Source organism: Pseudomonas sp. 22526 (genome assembly GCF_052044735.1).
Taxonomy (GTDB): domain Bacteria; phylum Pseudomonadota; class Gammaproteobacteria; order Pseudomonadales; family Pseudomonadaceae; genus Aquipseudomonas; species Aquipseudomonas piscium.
Genome location: NZ_JBQENK010000001.1, coordinates 290,912 through 304,052, shown reverse-complemented (window position 1 = coordinate 304,052; position 13,141 = coordinate 290,912). Strand labels below are relative to the sequence as shown.

General features: G+C 57.0%; 17 protein-coding genes and 1 pseudogene. 11 read left to right on the top strand and 7 right to left on the bottom strand.

The window, feature by feature from the left end; all coding sequences use genetic code 11:
• Positions 1-27 precede the first annotated feature (27 nt).
• Complete coding sequence (locus tag ACTJKT_RS01375) at positions 28-270, bottom strand: hypothetical protein (RefSeq protein ID WP_440785894.1); 243 nt, start codon at positions 268-270, stop codon at positions 28-30.
• Between the two features lie 269 nt (positions 271-539).
• Here ACTJKT_RS01375 and ACTJKT_RS01370 point away from each other — a divergent pair, with 269 nt between their 5' ends.
• The 5 genes from ACTJKT_RS01370 to ACTJKT_RS01350 all read left to right on the top strand — a co-directional run bounded on the left by ACTJKT_RS01370 (position 540) and on the right by ACTJKT_RS01350 (position 3,300).
• On the top strand, positions 540-1,310 hold the full coding sequence (locus ACTJKT_RS01370) for a GIN domain-containing protein (RefSeq protein WP_440785893.1): 771 nt from the start codon (positions 540-542) through the stop codon (positions 1,308-1,310).
• 6 nt (positions 1,311-1,316) lie between these two features.
• Positions 1,317-1,736 (top strand): hypothetical protein, encoded by a 420-nt coding sequence (locus tag ACTJKT_RS01365; RefSeq protein ID WP_440785892.1) that lies wholly within the window; start codon positions 1,317-1,319, stop codon positions 1,734-1,736.
• A gap of 7 nt (positions 1,737-1,743) precedes the next feature.
• A complete protein-coding gene (locus tag ACTJKT_RS01360) occupies positions 1,744-2,016 on the top strand; it encodes a CopG family ribbon-helix-helix protein (protein WP_440785891.1) in 273 nt (90 codons plus the stop codon).
• Positions 2,016-2,291, top strand: a complete 276-nt coding sequence (locus tag ACTJKT_RS01355; RefSeq protein ID WP_440785890.1) for a type II toxin-antitoxin system RelE/ParE family toxin — start codon at positions 2,016-2,018, stop codon at positions 2,289-2,291. The genes ACTJKT_RS01360 and ACTJKT_RS01355 overlap by 1 nt, the downstream gene beginning before the upstream one ends.
• Positions 2,292-2,361: 70 nt before the next feature.
• Entirely contained in the window at positions 2,362-3,300 is a 939-nt protein-coding gene (locus ACTJKT_RS01350) for a hypothetical protein (protein WP_440785889.1), read from the top strand.
• Between the two features lie 325 nt (positions 3,301-3,625).
• Here the strand turns inward: ACTJKT_RS01350 and ACTJKT_RS01345 are convergent, their stop codons facing one another.
• The 4 genes from ACTJKT_RS01345 to merR form a co-directional block, all read right to left on the bottom strand.
• Positions 3,626-4,219 (bottom strand): hypothetical protein, encoded by a 594-nt coding sequence (locus ACTJKT_RS01345; protein ID WP_440785888.1) that lies wholly within the window; start codon positions 4,217-4,219, stop codon positions 3,626-3,628.
• Between the two features lie 294 nt (positions 4,220-4,513).
• Positions 4,514-5,287 (bottom strand): molybdopterin-dependent oxidoreductase, encoded by a 774-nt coding sequence (locus ACTJKT_RS01340; protein ID WP_440785887.1) that lies wholly within the window; start codon positions 5,285-5,287, stop codon positions 4,514-4,516.
• Positions 5,288-5,290: 3 nt separating this feature from the next.
• Complete coding sequence (locus ACTJKT_RS01335) at positions 5,291-5,884, bottom strand: cytochrome b/b6 domain-containing protein (protein WP_440785886.1); 594 nt, start codon at positions 5,882-5,884, stop codon at positions 5,291-5,293.
• A gap of 187 nt (positions 5,885-6,071) precedes the next feature.
• A complete protein-coding gene (gene merR, locus ACTJKT_RS01330) occupies positions 6,072-6,470 on the bottom strand; it encodes an Hg(II)-responsive transcriptional regulator (protein ID WP_440785885.1) in 399 nt (132 codons plus the stop codon).
• A 75-nt stretch (positions 6,471-6,545) separates the two neighbouring features.
• Between merR and merP the strand changes: the two are divergent.
• Both merP and ACTJKT_RS01320 read left to right on the top strand, forming a co-directional pair.
• Positions 6,546-7,181: pseudogene (merP, locus tag ACTJKT_RS01325) on the top strand (mercury resistance system periplasmic binding protein MerP).
• Between the two features lie 6 nt (positions 7,182-7,187).
• Entirely contained in the window at positions 7,188-7,400 is a 213-nt protein-coding gene (locus ACTJKT_RS01320) for a GDCCVxC domain-containing (seleno)protein (RefSeq protein WP_440785884.1), read from the top strand.
• 132 nt (positions 7,401-7,532) lie between these two features.
• On the opposite strand, the gene ACTJKT_RS01315 is transcribed toward ACTJKT_RS01320, so the two are convergent.
• Together ACTJKT_RS01315 and ACTJKT_RS01310 are read right to left on the bottom strand one after the other, a co-directional pair.
• Positions 7,533-8,438, bottom strand: a complete 906-nt coding sequence (locus ACTJKT_RS01315; RefSeq protein WP_440785883.1) for a F510_1955 family glycosylhydrolase — start codon at positions 8,436-8,438, stop codon at positions 7,533-7,535.
• Positions 8,439-8,479: 41 nt separating this feature from the next.
• Positions 8,480-9,133, bottom strand: coding sequence for a peroxiredoxin (locus ACTJKT_RS01310; RefSeq protein ID WP_440785882.1), 654 nt, complete (start codon positions 9,131-9,133; stop codon positions 8,480-8,482).
• Between the two features lie 323 nt (positions 9,134-9,456).
• On the opposite strand from ACTJKT_RS01310, the gene ACTJKT_RS01305 reads away from it, so the two are divergent.
• From ACTJKT_RS01305 to ACTJKT_RS01290, 4 genes are all read left to right on the top strand, one after another.
• Entirely contained in the window at positions 9,457-11,883 is a 2,427-nt protein-coding gene (locus ACTJKT_RS01305) for a heavy metal translocating P-type ATPase (protein ID WP_440785881.1), read from the top strand.
• 29 nt (positions 11,884-11,912) lie between these two features.
• A complete protein-coding gene (locus tag ACTJKT_RS01300; RefSeq protein ID WP_440785880.1) occupies positions 11,913-12,332 on the top strand; it encodes a MerR family transcriptional regulator in 420 nt (139 codons plus the stop codon).
• A complete protein-coding gene (locus tag ACTJKT_RS01295) occupies positions 12,322-12,564 on the top strand; it encodes a DUF2933 domain-containing protein (RefSeq protein WP_440785879.1) in 243 nt (80 codons plus the stop codon). The genes ACTJKT_RS01300 and ACTJKT_RS01295 overlap by 11 nt, the downstream gene beginning before the upstream one ends.
• Before the next feature lie 156 nt (positions 12,565-12,720).
• The gene (locus tag ACTJKT_RS01290; RefSeq protein WP_440785878.1) at positions 12,721-13,062 is read left to right on the top strand and encodes a hypothetical protein; all 342 of its coding nucleotides are present in this window, start codon (positions 12,721-12,723) and stop codon (positions 13,060-13,062) included.
• Positions 13,063-13,141: the final 79 nt, after the last annotated feature.

The window sequence follows — 13,141 nt, the reverse complement described above, 5'->3', positions numbered from 1 at the left end:
TGTCTGCGGTCCCCGCCGCGAATTCAATTAACCCACAGTCGGAACTAGCTGCTCTTTTAAGTCAATCCAAGCAGTTGTCGTGATAGTGCCAACTGTCGCTAAGCCATGTAAAAAACCGCCAAGTCTTTCAGGGTTCAGCTCCCCGGATTCTGCAGCTTGGGCGTAGCTGGCCAGGACTTCAATTGCAGCGCGATTTTCGGTACTGGTGGGATCTTCAAGCAAAATGCGTTTGGCATTTTCGCAGACGTCTACGAGATTCACATTTTTCATCTCTATTCCTTTTTTCTCGGGTTTTTCAGGCGCGAAAACCGCCCCCCTGGCAAATTGTGTAAGGCTGAAATCTATGACCTTTGATAGCACGTGTCAATAAAATCAATACAAGGCTCTAACCTGACGGCTTGTCCTATAGCGTCCTGACATCAGGTTAGGGTATAGCCCAGACTGACACCTGCACTTGACGCTGTGCTATTATTCATTATGATTAACTATAAATCGTCTATGCGCAGATGTGCGCGAAATGAATCGTCGAGGATAGAGCAATGACCCAATCCAGCCCGTTGACTATTCCGGATGACAACCGCCGCGACTCCGCCTGGGAACGCGCCGCGAACTATGAGAAGGAAGAGCGCCTGATGCGCTCCGTGAGCAAGATCGTGGTCAAGGGTGCGGTGGACGTGGTGTTCTTCCGCTCGCCGGTAGCGCACCTGGTCGTGGCTGGGGAGAACCAGGACGCCATTCGCAACATCAAGACCCGCTTCGAGGGTGGCAAGTTGGTTATCGAGCAGGAAGGCGTCTCCATCAGCGGCGCTGGTGGCAGCATTCATGTATCGGGCTCCGGTATCAATATGGCCGGTGGCACCATCTATGTCGGTGGCCGCCAGGGCGGCGTTACCATGCAGTTCAATGGCACGGTTGGAGGTGTTGTTTTGGGCCATGGTCGCTGCATCGTCGGCATCGCGCTGCCTGAAGCGCCGAGCATCCGTATCAAGGGCAGTGGCGACGTGACCCTGTACGACCTTCAGCAGACCGTCCTCGATCTCGGCGTCCAGGGTTCGGGGGACATCACGGCCTTTGGCCGCGTTGACCTTCTTGACGCCGAGGTAGCCGGTTCCGGCGATGTGGACGCCAGTGAGCTGGTGGCCACGTCCGCCAAACTGTCGGTGGTCGGCTCCGGCGACATCGACGCCTATGTCAGCAACTCCGTGAAGGCCCGTGTGGCGGGATCTGGCGATATCGTAATCCGAGGTAACCCTCCGATCCGCGATCACTCTGTTGCCGGCTCCGGCGATATCAAATTCAAGAAGAAGTAACGCCGAATGAACAACGACCAAGAACGAACCGAGCTGTTGCAGCAAATCGACAAGCTGCTATCAGCAGTGGACACCATGCAAACCTGCCTTGAAAACCCTGTAGTCAGCAAAGCCGATGGGCGCTTCGATATCGCTCGTGCCGACTTACGCAGTACCGCCAGCGAGGCCGCGCAGGTTATTGAGCGTCAGAACGGCGCGCAGACTCTGAATCAGAAGGCTCGCCAAAAGACGACACTTTCCAAGTCGCTGTTTGCCGCCGCTGAAGCATCGGAGTGGCAGGCCAACAAGCTCAAGACTAATGGTGATGAGGCCGGTTCGTGCCAGGCCAGCGCAGATGCCGTGACGCTGCGCCGGATGGCATCGGAGGCCGCTGTTACTGAACGCCGGCAGAGCATCCACCTTGTACCGCCAATTGATCAGGAGTAACCCCACCATGGCAACCACCGCGAAAACCCGATCCGTGACAGCCCACGTCCCAGTGCAGCTTGCCGAAAAAGTCGATTTGATGGCTGAGCGCCTGGAGCGCTCCAAGAACTGGATCGTCAAACAGGCACTGTCCGCCTGGATAGATCAGGAAGAAGAACGCAGTCGCCTGACCCGCGAGGCCATGGCCGATGTGGACGCAGGTCGCGTGATTGACCACCAAGCCGTCCAGGCCTGGGCTGATAGTCTCAGCACCGACACTCCGTTGCCGGTACCGCGCTGATGGAGTTGAAGTGGACAAACAAGGCGCTTTCCGACATTGCCCGGCTGTACGAGTTTCTGGCGGCGGTGAATCAGCCTGCTGCCGCACGGACAGTACAGCAACTCACGGCTGCGCCGACCACGCTGCTGGCCAACCCGCGCATAGGCGAACGCCTTGAAGAGTTCGAGCCACGGGATGTGCGCCGAATTCAGGTCGGCCATTATGAAATGCGTTATGAGATCGCAGGCTCTACCATTTACCTGCTGCGCCTGTGGCACACCCGCGAAGACCGCTGACTGCTCGGGCTTCTCAGTTTGATCTTTGGTCTGATCATTTGGAAATTGTTATAGGAAGGGAGGCAGGGGGATGGCAACGGTTATGGTTTCTCCGATTCATTTCGAGGATTACAGTGGCCTCCAATTTGAACGTCTTGTCTTTGCCTACCACTTGCGAGCAGGGTGGCGCGATTTGGCCTGGCGTGGCCAATCTGGAGGCGACCAAGGACGGGACATCACTGGTGTCGAGCCTTTTGATGACCAGCCGGCACGGAAGACCATCATCCAGTGCGCCAACCGGAACACTTTAACACTAGCAAAAGCCAAGGCCGACATGGCCAACGCGGTCAAGGCTACAGGTGGAACTCCAGATGCCTTCAAGTTTGTCTCTCGTGGCGCAGTCTCGGACACCAGCCGAACGCGGATTGGGCAGGCAGCAGCTTCTTTGGGAGTTGCGAATGTGACGATTTGGTCGGGTGTAGAGTTCGAGGAGAATCTACGGCTTCGTGCGGAGTACCTGTTGCATCGGTTTGTCCAAGGCATCGAGTTTCCCGATGCCGTGGCCGACATTTGCAGGTTCGTTGATGACTTTCCCGATCTCACGGATGCCGAGGCACTGCAACTCATGGCGGCTGTTTTTGATCGGCCTGCCTTTTACACGCCGTTTTATCAGGAAAGTTCGTTGCCTGCCTTTCAGCAGGCAGTAGAGGACACTATCGGCGCCCTCAACACCGGCATATGGCGGACGCGCGAGGGCGACGAGATCAGACGCATCCCGTCAATTCACCATCTTCGAGACCTACATACTCGTGAGGTGCTGGGAAAGGTTGTTCGACAGGTCGATGAGCTGCGCCGCACCTTTGTGGGCGGCCTTCGGGACGGAAAGATTAAGCACTGTGGGTGCGGTAAGCCTGATTGTCCGACGTATATGCTGACGCACCGCATCGCCGACGAATTGGACGGAGCCAGGCGAAAGGTCCTGATGACGTTTCGATCCGCGCTTCCAACCTTTGAGTTGGACCTTCGATGATGCCGAAAAGGCCCGTCGCTAGATGCAAAATTGCATTCCACTTGACCGCCTGATTGCATCGGTACTGACCACTCGTTTGCATTGCGCTTGACCACCGCACAGGCGTTTGCATTCGAGTTGGCCACCTATTTTCATCGGTTTCGCGCAACCCCTGGATCGCGACGTAAGGAGTTCGCGGGCTGCCGGTTCTTTCCTGTCACGGCACTGCCGGCTGCCCCATGTTCAGGCACTCCCCCGAGAGCCACCCCAGGTCGAGTCCCTGAAACTTACACAAAGTAAGCCTTCAAATATGGCGAAGTGATTCATTCAGCCAGCCAAGTGGAATTCAATCGTTTTCTTCAAAGAATTTTTTCGCTTTCTCCGAGCACTCCAAAAGCTGCTCTTCGATTCGCTTCATACCCCATTGGGCACCTTGATAGGTTAGGTTGTATTTTTCTCTCAGCGCCCTTGCGACCATGAGCGCCTCGTGCCCGAAGTACCCGACCAAATCAGCGTCTGCCTCTAATGCGTCCTCGGCATCAAGATAGACATACCATCGAGCTTGAATGCCGTCATTACCCAGCTTGATGTCGTTTTCAATCCAGGCAATCCGGCAAGCTATCGCTCGATCAATTTTTGAGAGATTTTCTGGCTCAATTTTCAGCTCAGGCTTGACGCAACTTCCTATACTCCGCTCATGCTCAGTACCTCGGGCGTTGCTCAAAACTCGGTGAAATTCCCAATAATTCCTGGCGCACTGGGCCGCCAATGCATCAAGCTTTGAAATCAGGTGGATAGCTTCTATTTCAGCTTCTTTTAGCGCCTGAGCATTACGCTGTGAGCGATCCTTAAGCCATCCAATCCCAGAATTAATTAGGGCAGCAATTACACCACTGCCTGCCGCAATTTTGATCACGTCAGCAACTGCAAGTCCTTCCATAGATTGTCACTCCGCCTCTTTAATTTGATAAATGACTGCCGCTACCTGGCTCACGGCCATCATATCAATATCGCGGTATTTGAAGGTGTATCGGAGGGCTTACGAAGCGCTTCGCTCGGTCAAGGGTGGGCCGAATGCAAACGGGTGGTCAAGTCAGTGCAATTACCAACTTAGAGGGGCAAAAGCTTAGCGTACGATTTTTTCCGAATTCTGTGGGCTCCCCTAGTACCGGAGATCAATTTGGCCGTGCCATTGGACAGCCGTAACGCGCCGGTTATCAGGACACTCGATAGCTCAACTGCCACTGAACCAGTTGTACCCCTGATCTTCCCAATAGCCACCGGGGTAGTCATTGGTCACAAAGATCTCCATAACATGCTTGGGGTTCTTGAAGCCCAGTTTGGTCGGCATCCGCAACCGCAGGGGATAACCGTATTCCGGTGGCAAGACCTGATCGTCATAGCGCAGGGTGAGCAGTGTTTGCGCGTGCAAGGCGGTGGGCATGTCGATGCTGGTGTAATAGTCATCGGCGCATTTCAGCCCGATATATTTGGCGCTGGTATCGGCGCCTACACGTTGCAGAAAGGTCGAAAGGGTCACACCTCCCCATTTGCCGATGGCGCTCCACCCCTCCACACAAATCAGCCGCGTAACCTGAGTGGTTTGCGGCAGCTGGTTCAGCTCAGTGAGGGGCCAGCTGTGCTTATCCTGGACCAGGCCACCAACCGCGAGTTTGAAACCAGAACCATCGATGTCCGGGATGCTGTTGCGGTCATAATAGGCGTTGAAGGGAAAGGGGCGTGTCATCATCGACTCCGGGTAGGTCGGTGCCAGCCTGTTCGGATCGAATAGCGCCGCCTGTACCTTGTCATTGAAGCGCGAAACCATTTTCAACATGGACTCCACCGAGTTGCTGTCATCCAGGCGACAGCCCGTCAGTAAGGCAATCCCGCCCAGCGTCCAGGCATGGCGAAGAAACTGTCTGCGTGCAGGTAGATCAAGTTCCTGCGCTACCGATTTGATGATGGCGGAGTCATCTAGCCCTTCTTGTTTAACTTTTCTGTTCATGAGTTAGCGTCCGCGCAGCATGGCAATCAGGGTGCGTGGCACGAGGGCCACCATCACCAGATGCACCACGGTAAAGGCGACCAGCAGGCCCATGCAGACAAAATGCACGATGCGCGCTGAGTCATAGTCGCCCATCAGTTCCCTCAGCAGAGGAAACTGCACCGGTTTCCAGAGCACCAGACCCGACAGCACGAGCACAATGAGATCGAGCACGACAAAGAGGTAGGCGAGCTTTTGCAGGGAGTTGTATTGCCGCACGTCGGCATGGGCGAGCTTGCCCCTGAGGGCAGCCCGGAAATCATGCAAGACTTCGGCGGGGTGTATCGGGAAAAACTTGTAGACGATACGGCCGGAGAAAATATTGAGCAAAATGTAAATAATGCCGTTTATGGCCAGTATCCACATCGCCGCGAAATGCCACAGCAGTGCACCCGCCAACCAACCACCCAAGGTGATGCTGTCGGGAATCCGAAAGAAAAAAATCGGTGATGCGTTATAGATACGCCAGCCGCTCATCACCAGGATGAGCACCGCGATGACGTTGACCCAGTGGGTCAGTCGGAGCCAAATCGGGTGAATAGTTTGGGGGCTACTCATAATTCCTATCCTGCCGGTACCATACCGACGAATCCCCCGGCCACCACGACGTGTGTTGGCTCAATCCCCCATTGTTAACTGGCAACTCCACTGGAGTCGCAAACAGCACCGACCTAGCGGCGTATCTATCAAGACTAGCATCGGCTTATAGGCGCCGTTTTACATTGTTCATCCCTGGCAGGCAGCATTACTCATGCTCCAGTGCCTCGATGATTGGACAATTCAACCCTCCATCTCCGGCGTCACATTGCTGCACCAACCTAGCCAAGTTCTTTTGCAACGCGGCAAGGTCGGCGATTTTCTGTTCAATCAGCGCCAGTTTGCTGACTGCTAATGCTCGCGTCTCGGCGCACACACAGCCTTTATCCAGCCGTAACAGTCCACTGATTTCGGATAGCGAAAAGCCCAGTGCCTGTGCTCGTTTGATAAAGCGCAGGCACTCTGCCTGTTCCACCGCATAGCGCCGGTGACCACCTAGCGGCTTGTTAGGCTCATCCAGCAGGCCGAGTCGCTGGTAATAGCGAATGGTCTCGACATTCACTCCAACTGCATCCGCCAGTTTTCCAATGGTCAGCTCTTTCGACACCATGTTCCCCTTGATTCCGTACCTAGGTACAGGATTTAGAATATCACCTGGACAAACGGGCTCAAGGAAACCGACATGGCATTTATCACAGGAAAAAATTCGATGTTCGCCAGTGCGCTTGCCGCTATTGGTGCATCAGTATGTTGCGTCGGACCACTGGTATTACTGACCCTTGGGATCGGCGGTGCCTGGGTCGCAAATCTGACGGCACTGGAGCCCTATCGCCCGATCTTCATCGGGCTGACGCTGCTATTTCTCGGTTTGGCCTTCTACATGCTCTACCTTGTACCGCAACCCGGCGCCTCGGGTTCGTCTTGCGCTATCTCTCGACCCCTCAAGCGGCAACGGTTGATTTTCTGGCTGGTTGCAATACTGCTGCTCGGCCTGTTGGCCGTGCCTTGGCTCGTCCCGCTGTTTTACTGAGAGAAGATCACCATGCGTCAACGACTGATTGCCCTGCTCATCTGCTTACCCTTGGCAGCGCTGGCCGCCCCACCAATATCCGTTACGCTCGGAGTGCAGAACATGACCTGCGAGGTTTGCCCGATCACAGTGAAGAAGGCACTGCAGAAGGTACCAGGCGTAAATGCGGTCACGGTCGATTTCGACAAGAAAACGGCCACTGTGACCTTCGACCCGGACCAAACCACGAATGAAGCGCTCACCAAGGCGACAATGAACGCGGGCTACCCCTCCACCGTACAGAAGTGATGCCCCATGAGTACCCTTGTTCTTGAGTCCGTGCTGACCTGCCCGCACTGTGGTTTCGCCAGGCAGGAAACCATGCCCACAGATGCCTGTCTGTACTTCTACGAATGCAGCAACTGCAAGAATCTACTGCGCCCTGATCCAGGTGACTGTTGCGTGTTCTGCTCCTTCGGCTCGGTGAAATGCCCACCGATTCAAGCGCAGCGAGGATGTTGTGGATAGGCGGTACACCGGGCCGATGCGCTGTTGCTGTTTTGATACAACAACTGCACACGTCCGAGGCATAAGGACGCTTGGCTCAACACTCACAAACCGAATGTTGGCCTATCCCTTTGGTGCACTCAGTCTGAGGTGTTATTTCAGTGTTTGCCCCGCCTGTGCGATCGCGTTCCAGGTCTTGCCTTCGTCTTGCGACAGATAGACGTCACGCTTGAGGGTCGCCATCGCCCACTCCTGAGCATTGGCCGGATTTTGCGCCAAGTAAGCGACGGCATCCTGATCGAGTGGTGGCAAACCGAGCGCGCTGATCTCGTGGGTCTTCAGGTCCAGGATCGAGAGCTGCGGTATCTTGTCATAGCTGCCGAACCATAAGCTCTTTCCGTCTAGGCTGAAGCTGACGCTTAACACCTGTACATCTGGGATAACCGGTTGGAAATGCTCACCGGCATCGTTTGATAAAAACAGGCCACTGCTGGTCACCACGGCAACTGTTTTGCTGTCAGTGGGATGCACCGCCAATGCCCTCGGCTCTGGCCCCATTCCCTGCGCCATCGCATGCTGCCAGGTAGCTCCGTCGTTCAGGCTGTAGTACAAGCCAGCAGAGGTCATTTTCGAGTTCGGACGCGTGTTGTAAACGTAAATAGCCCCGCTGTCGAAACCGCTGGCTAGCAGATGGAAGTCCGACTCACCCTGAAGTCCAAGCTGCTGCCAGGTACTTCCGCCGTCACTGCTCTTGATCAGCCCGAGAGGATTGACCAAGGCACTGCCACTGGCCGGATGGCCGCTGCTATAGATCGCCTGACGACCGGCAGAAAAGCCCATGTAGTCGTGTTCAGGCCCAGGTGCCTTGCTCCAGTGACCATCACGGTACAGGGCCAGACCGTCATGGCTGGGGATGGACAGCTGCTGCCCATCCTGGCTAAAAGCGAGCCCATGGACATGCTTCAAGGTGACCGTCGTCGCGGCGCCGGCAGTCAGGTGGGTGAGCCCAATCAACACGCCAATCGATATCGTCCGGCGTAGCGTCGTTCCCAGATACATAATCCATTCTCCACTCGTGACTAAGCCCTTGCGGGTGGTTGTTACTTCGGCTGTGCCACGGTGCGCAGATAGGGCTTCAACGTCTTGAAGCCCTGCGGGTATTTCTTCCTGGCGTCTTCGTCGGATACCGAAGTCGGAATGATGACGTCCTCACCCGGACGCCAGTTCACCGGGGTGGCGACGGTGTGCTTGGCGTTCAATTGCAGGGAGTCGAGCAGGCGCAGCACTTCATCGAAGTTGCGTCCGGCGCTCATCGGGTAGATGAGCATTGCCTTGACCTTCTTGTCCGGGCCGACGATGAACACCGAACGCACCGTGGCGTTGTCTGCGGCGGTGCGCGCGCCGCCACTGGCATTGGGGTGAATCATGTCGTAGAGCTTGGCCACCACCAGGTTCTCGTCGCCGATCATGGGGTAGTTGACCGCATGGCCCTGGGTCTCCTGGATGTCGCCGACCCAGGCCCGGTGGTCACTGATCGGGTCGATGCTGAGCCCGACTATCTTGGTGTTGCGTTTGTCGAACTCCGGCTTGAGTCCGGCCATATACCCAAGTTCGGTGGTACAGACAGGAGTGAAATCCTTAGGGTGCGAGAACAGGATGGCCCATTTGTCGCCAATCCACTCGTGGAAGTGGAGCGGGCCATCGGTGCTTTCGGCGGTAAAATCCGGTGCTTCGTCACCAATGCGGATTGCCATGTTCGGTCTCCTTACAGTGACTGGGAGGGACGCTGTCAGCATTCTGCCTGCTGTTCCGACGGCGCTCGAATGTTTGTGTTGAGTCTGTCAACGCGAGTCAGTATAGGAGACGCGCCAAGACTAGGCGGAAACCAGGGTATTTACTCTGTAAGCCATTGAGTTAGCTGGTCTTACGGCATCATCAACATTGAGGTGGTGACTCCGTCGACAGACCAGTCTCCATCCTCTTTTCGCGGACGCGTCCAGCAATCACGTTGCTGCTTGACCTTGCCGCAATGGCAAGGTCCAACCTTACGGGAGAGAGGTTCCTCAGGAGGTTGGTGATGGCCAGCCTATTCCCCCATACCGCTACCGCCACGTCTAATCCTGTCCAGCAATGGACGCTCGGCGTAGCGGGAATGACCTGTGCTTCCTGCGTAGCACGTGTCGAGAAAGCATTGACCCGAGTGCCCGGTGTTTCTAGCGCCAGTGTCAACTTGGTCAGCGAAACGGCAACCGTCGAAGTTGATGTCAATACAGCGCTGACTCTGCTGCTCCAGGCCGTAGCGGACGCGGGCTACCGCGTGAAAGAAGACGAACTGGTCCTGGCCATCGACGGCATGACTTGCGCCTCGTGCGTCGGGCGTGTCGAAAAAGCCCTGATGAAAGTACCGGGTGTACAGTCGGCAGCGGTGAATCTGGCCAGTGAGGACGCCTGGGTTCGGACCGTGTCCGGCGTAGTATCGCTGTCGGTGTTGATGCAAGCAGTAGCAGCTGCCGGCTACGAGGCCAGCGTTCCGGCTGCCGAGGTGTCCACTGGTAGGCTGCGTCGCCGTGACGGGTGGCCGGTGGCTGTGGCCGCCGTGCTGTCCTTACCGTTGGTGATACAGATGCTCGCCGCATTGTTGGGCGCACGGTGGAGCCTGCCAGGCTTGGTGCAACTGCTATTGGCCACGCCTGTTCAGTTCTGGCTGGGTGCGCGTTTCTATCGGGCGGGTTGGAGAGCATTGCGCGTAGGCAGCGGCAATATGGACCTGTTGGTGGCGCTCGGTACCAGCGCGAGCTACGGGCTGTCGGTCTATCTTCTGGCGACGCATTCCGGCCTCGGCGTCCCGCACCTCTATTTTGAGGCTTCCGCAGTAGTGATTACTCTGGTCCTGCTCGGCAAGTGGCTAGAAGCGCGCGCCAAGCACCATACTGCGGACGCTATCCGTGCGCTACAGGCGCTACGACCGGACATCGCTCGCGTGCAACGCGACGGAATGGAGTACGAGGTTCCAGCCAGCTCACTGATCGTCGGAGACCTGGTGGTAGTGCGGCCGGGCGAGCGGGTGCCGGCAGACGGCGTGGTACATGAAGGGCGAAGCCATCTCGACGAATCGCTACTGACCGGTGAGAGTCTGCCAGTGGCGAAAGGTGAAGGCGATCCAGTGACCGGCGGCGCAATCAATGGCGAAGGCCTGCTACTGATCATGACCTCGGCGGTCGGCGCGGAAAGCACCCTGTCCCGAATCATTCGACTGGTCGAAAACGCCCAGGCGACCAAAGCGCCGATCCAGCGTTTGGTCGATCGGATCAGTGCCGTTTTCGTACCGGTGGTGCTGGTGGTCGCGGCTATGACCTTGCTGATTGGCTGGTGGCTGACCGGCGAGGTGGCCGGCCCGCTGATTAACGCGGTGGCGGTATTGGTTATCGCCTGCCCCTGTGCGCTGGGCCTCGCTACACCGACGGTGATCATGGCTGGTACCGGGGTCGGCGCACGCCACGGCATTCTGATCAAGGATGCGCAAGCTCTGGAGATTGCGCATCGGGTGAGCGTGGTGGTCTTTGACAAGACCGGCACGCTGACACTGGGCAAACCCCAGGTAACGGCGCTGGAAGCGAAGGATGGTAATAGTGTGCGCTTGCTGCAACTAGCGGCGTCAGCTCAGACCGGCAGCGAGCACCCACTGGCCCAGGCACTACTGGACAGAGCCCAGCAAGAAGGCATGACGTTATTACCGGCATCCGGGGTCACGGCCTTGCCAGGGCGAGGTTTGGCGGCTTCAGTGGCGGGCCACGATCTGCGTCTGGGCAGCTCGCGGCTGATGCAGGAGATTGGTGTGGACCTGTCGCCGTTGGCAGTTCGCGCAGCGGCGGTGGCCGAGGCTGGCAACACCGTGTCCTGGCTTGCCGAGCTATCCGGGCAGCCACAGTTGTTGGGGCTGATTGCCTTTGGTGATGTGCTAAAGCCCTCCGCGCGGTTAGCCGTGGCCCGGCTGAAAGCGCTGGGTATCCGTACCGTGATGATTACCGGTGACAACCTTGGAGCCGCCACCGGCGTGGCCAGGCTACTCGGCCTCGACGAGGTACGCGCCGAGGTGCTACCCGGCGACAAAGCGGCGGCGATACGGGCATTGAAGGTCGACGGCGCGGTTGTGGCGATGGTTGGTGACGGCATCAACGACGCTCCAGCACTGGCGGCGGCCGATGTCGGCATCGCTATGTCGACCGGTACCGATGTGGCGATGCATACCGCGGGTATCACCCTGATGCGCGGCGACCCGGCGCTGGTGGCGGATGCCTTGATGCTGTCTCGTCACACCTATGGGCGGATTTTGAAGAGTCTGTTCTGGGCCTTCATCTACAACCTGATCGGTATTCCACTGGCGGCGATGGGTCTGTTGAGTCCTGTGGTGGCTGGCGCAGCAATGGCGCTGTCCAGTGTCTCAGTGGTGACTTACGCCTTGCTGCTGAAGCGTTGGCAGCCGGCACAACGAGAATGGAGCTAATTCGGTGGTTCAGCGAACGAGAGGATCCAATGAACATTGGTGAGGTGGCAAGTGTCAGCGGCTTGTCCACTCGAATGATCCGCTACTACGAGCGCATTGACCTGATCCCGCCGTCACAGCGCACGCGGTCTGGCTATCGCGTCTACTGCGAGAGCGATGTACACGTTTTGCGCTTCATTCACCATGCACGGGATCTGGGATTCCCGGTCGAGCGGGTTCGCGCCTTGTTGGCGTTATGGCGGGACCGCAATCGTCCTGACGATGTGGTTCAGGCCATTGCGCTGAGCAATATCGATGCGCTGAATGCACGTATTACCACGCTTCAGGTCATGTGCGAGGCCCTGACGTATCTGGCCGAGCATTGCGATGACGCTGAGCAACCACCTGGGCCGGTTCTGGATGACCTACCTCCTACGATCTGCCCAAAAGGAGAGCATCATGACTCGTAATAAACCCTCAATGGTCCAGCTGGGTGTCGGTGCGGCCATTATCCTGGCGGCTGCCTATCTCTTGTTTCCAACTTTTCAAGCCTGGATCGTGGCAAACGCGCTGATCTTTCTGGTGTTGCTGTGTCCGCTAATGATGGTGTTTTGTATGCGCGGCATGCACAAGGATGCGCCGACCACCGATGACACACAGAAGATCAAACCAACCAAGCGTGATCCAGACGATAGGCCGTGAGCGGTAACTATTTCCATGCTGAGCGAGTTGGGCCTGGCTGTTCAGCGAGTCCTTGTACCCGAGGAGGTGCCTATTGACCCTCAAACTCTAGCCAATGGGCTCTTTCTTACGGATTTGTAATTGTCCGGTTCGTTACTAACGACTAGACTCTCCCGCATGAAACGCTACCTGCGGTGCTGCCTTATTTTCCTGATTAGCCTGGCGCTTCCCCTCAGCGGGATGGCGGGCATTCAGGCACCGACAGAACCTTGCCCAATGAAAACGGCGGGTATGGCGATGATGGATGACATGGGGCCGGACTGCTGCCATGACATGAAAAGCCCCTCCGATCACGGCAAACCCTGCAAGCCAGGCCAGGAGTGCAAAACGGGCGGCATGCTACAAGTCTCGATCATCAAGCCTCCTGTTACCTTATCCAGCCCCGTAGTGCTTTCCTTCTTCAGCGATTTCCTGCCAATACAAACCCCGTCCGGGGTATGGCGACCGCCCCGCGCCTGATTCCTGTACCACACTGAGTCTCATCCTGCCTTGGCGGGATGGCATTTCTGCGTGCATGTCCAAGAGGCGCGCAGTGGAA

What these genes read in the sequence shown, in the direction of transcription:
- ACTJKT_RS01375 (WP_440785894.1), bottom strand. Translation starts at nt 270, where the DNA reads ATGAAAAATGTGAATCTCGTAGACGTCTGCGAAAATGCCAAACGCATT.
- ACTJKT_RS01370 (WP_440785893.1), top strand. Translation starts at nt 540, where the DNA reads ATGACCCAATCCAGCCCGTTGACTATTCCGGATGACAACCGCCGCGAC.
- ACTJKT_RS01365 (WP_440785892.1), top strand. Translation starts at nt 1,317, where the DNA reads ATGAACAACGACCAAGAACGAACCGAGCTGTTGCAGCAAATCGACAAG.
- ACTJKT_RS01360 (WP_440785891.1), top strand. Translation starts at nt 1,744, where the DNA reads ATGGCAACCACCGCGAAAACCCGATCCGTGACAGCCCACGTCCCAGTG.
- ACTJKT_RS01355 (WP_440785890.1), top strand. Translation starts at nt 2,016, where the DNA reads ATGGAGTTGAAGTGGACAAACAAGGCGCTTTCCGACATTGCCCGGCTG.
- ACTJKT_RS01350 (WP_440785889.1), top strand. Translation starts at nt 2,362, where the DNA reads ATGGCAACGGTTATGGTTTCTCCGATTCATTTCGAGGATTACAGTGGC.
- ACTJKT_RS01345 (WP_440785888.1), bottom strand. Translation starts at nt 4,219, where the DNA reads ATGGAAGGACTTGCAGTTGCTGACGTGATCAAAATTGCGGCAGGCAGT.
- ACTJKT_RS01340 (WP_440785887.1), bottom strand. Translation starts at nt 5,287, where the DNA reads ATGAACAGAAAAGTTAAACAAGAAGGGCTAGATGACTCCGCCATCATC.
- ACTJKT_RS01335 (WP_440785886.1), bottom strand. Translation starts at nt 5,884, where the DNA reads ATGAGTAGCCCCCAAACTATTCACCCGATTTGGCTCCGACTGACCCAC.
- ACTJKT_RS01320 (WP_440785884.1), top strand. Translation starts at nt 7,188, where the DNA reads ATGAGTACCCTTGTTCTTGAGTCCGTGCTGACCTGCCCGCACTGTGGT.
- ACTJKT_RS01315 (WP_440785883.1), bottom strand. Translation starts at nt 8,438, where the DNA reads ATGTATCTGGGAACGACGCTACGCCGGACGATATCGATTGGCGTGTTG.
- ACTJKT_RS01310 (WP_440785882.1), bottom strand. Translation starts at nt 9,133, where the DNA reads ATGGCAATCCGCATTGGTGACGAAGCACCGGATTTTACCGCCGAAAGC.
- ACTJKT_RS01305 (WP_440785881.1), top strand. Translation starts at nt 9,457, where the DNA reads ATGGCCAGCCTATTCCCCCATACCGCTACCGCCACGTCTAATCCTGTC.
- ACTJKT_RS01300 (WP_440785880.1), top strand. Translation starts at nt 11,913, where the DNA reads ATGAACATTGGTGAGGTGGCAAGTGTCAGCGGCTTGTCCACTCGAATG.
- ACTJKT_RS01295 (WP_440785879.1), top strand. Translation starts at nt 12,322, where the DNA reads ATGACTCGTAATAAACCCTCAATGGTCCAGCTGGGTGTCGGTGCGGCC.
- ACTJKT_RS01290 (WP_440785878.1), top strand. Translation starts at nt 12,721, where the DNA reads ATGAAACGCTACCTGCGGTGCTGCCTTATTTTCCTGATTAGCCTGGCG.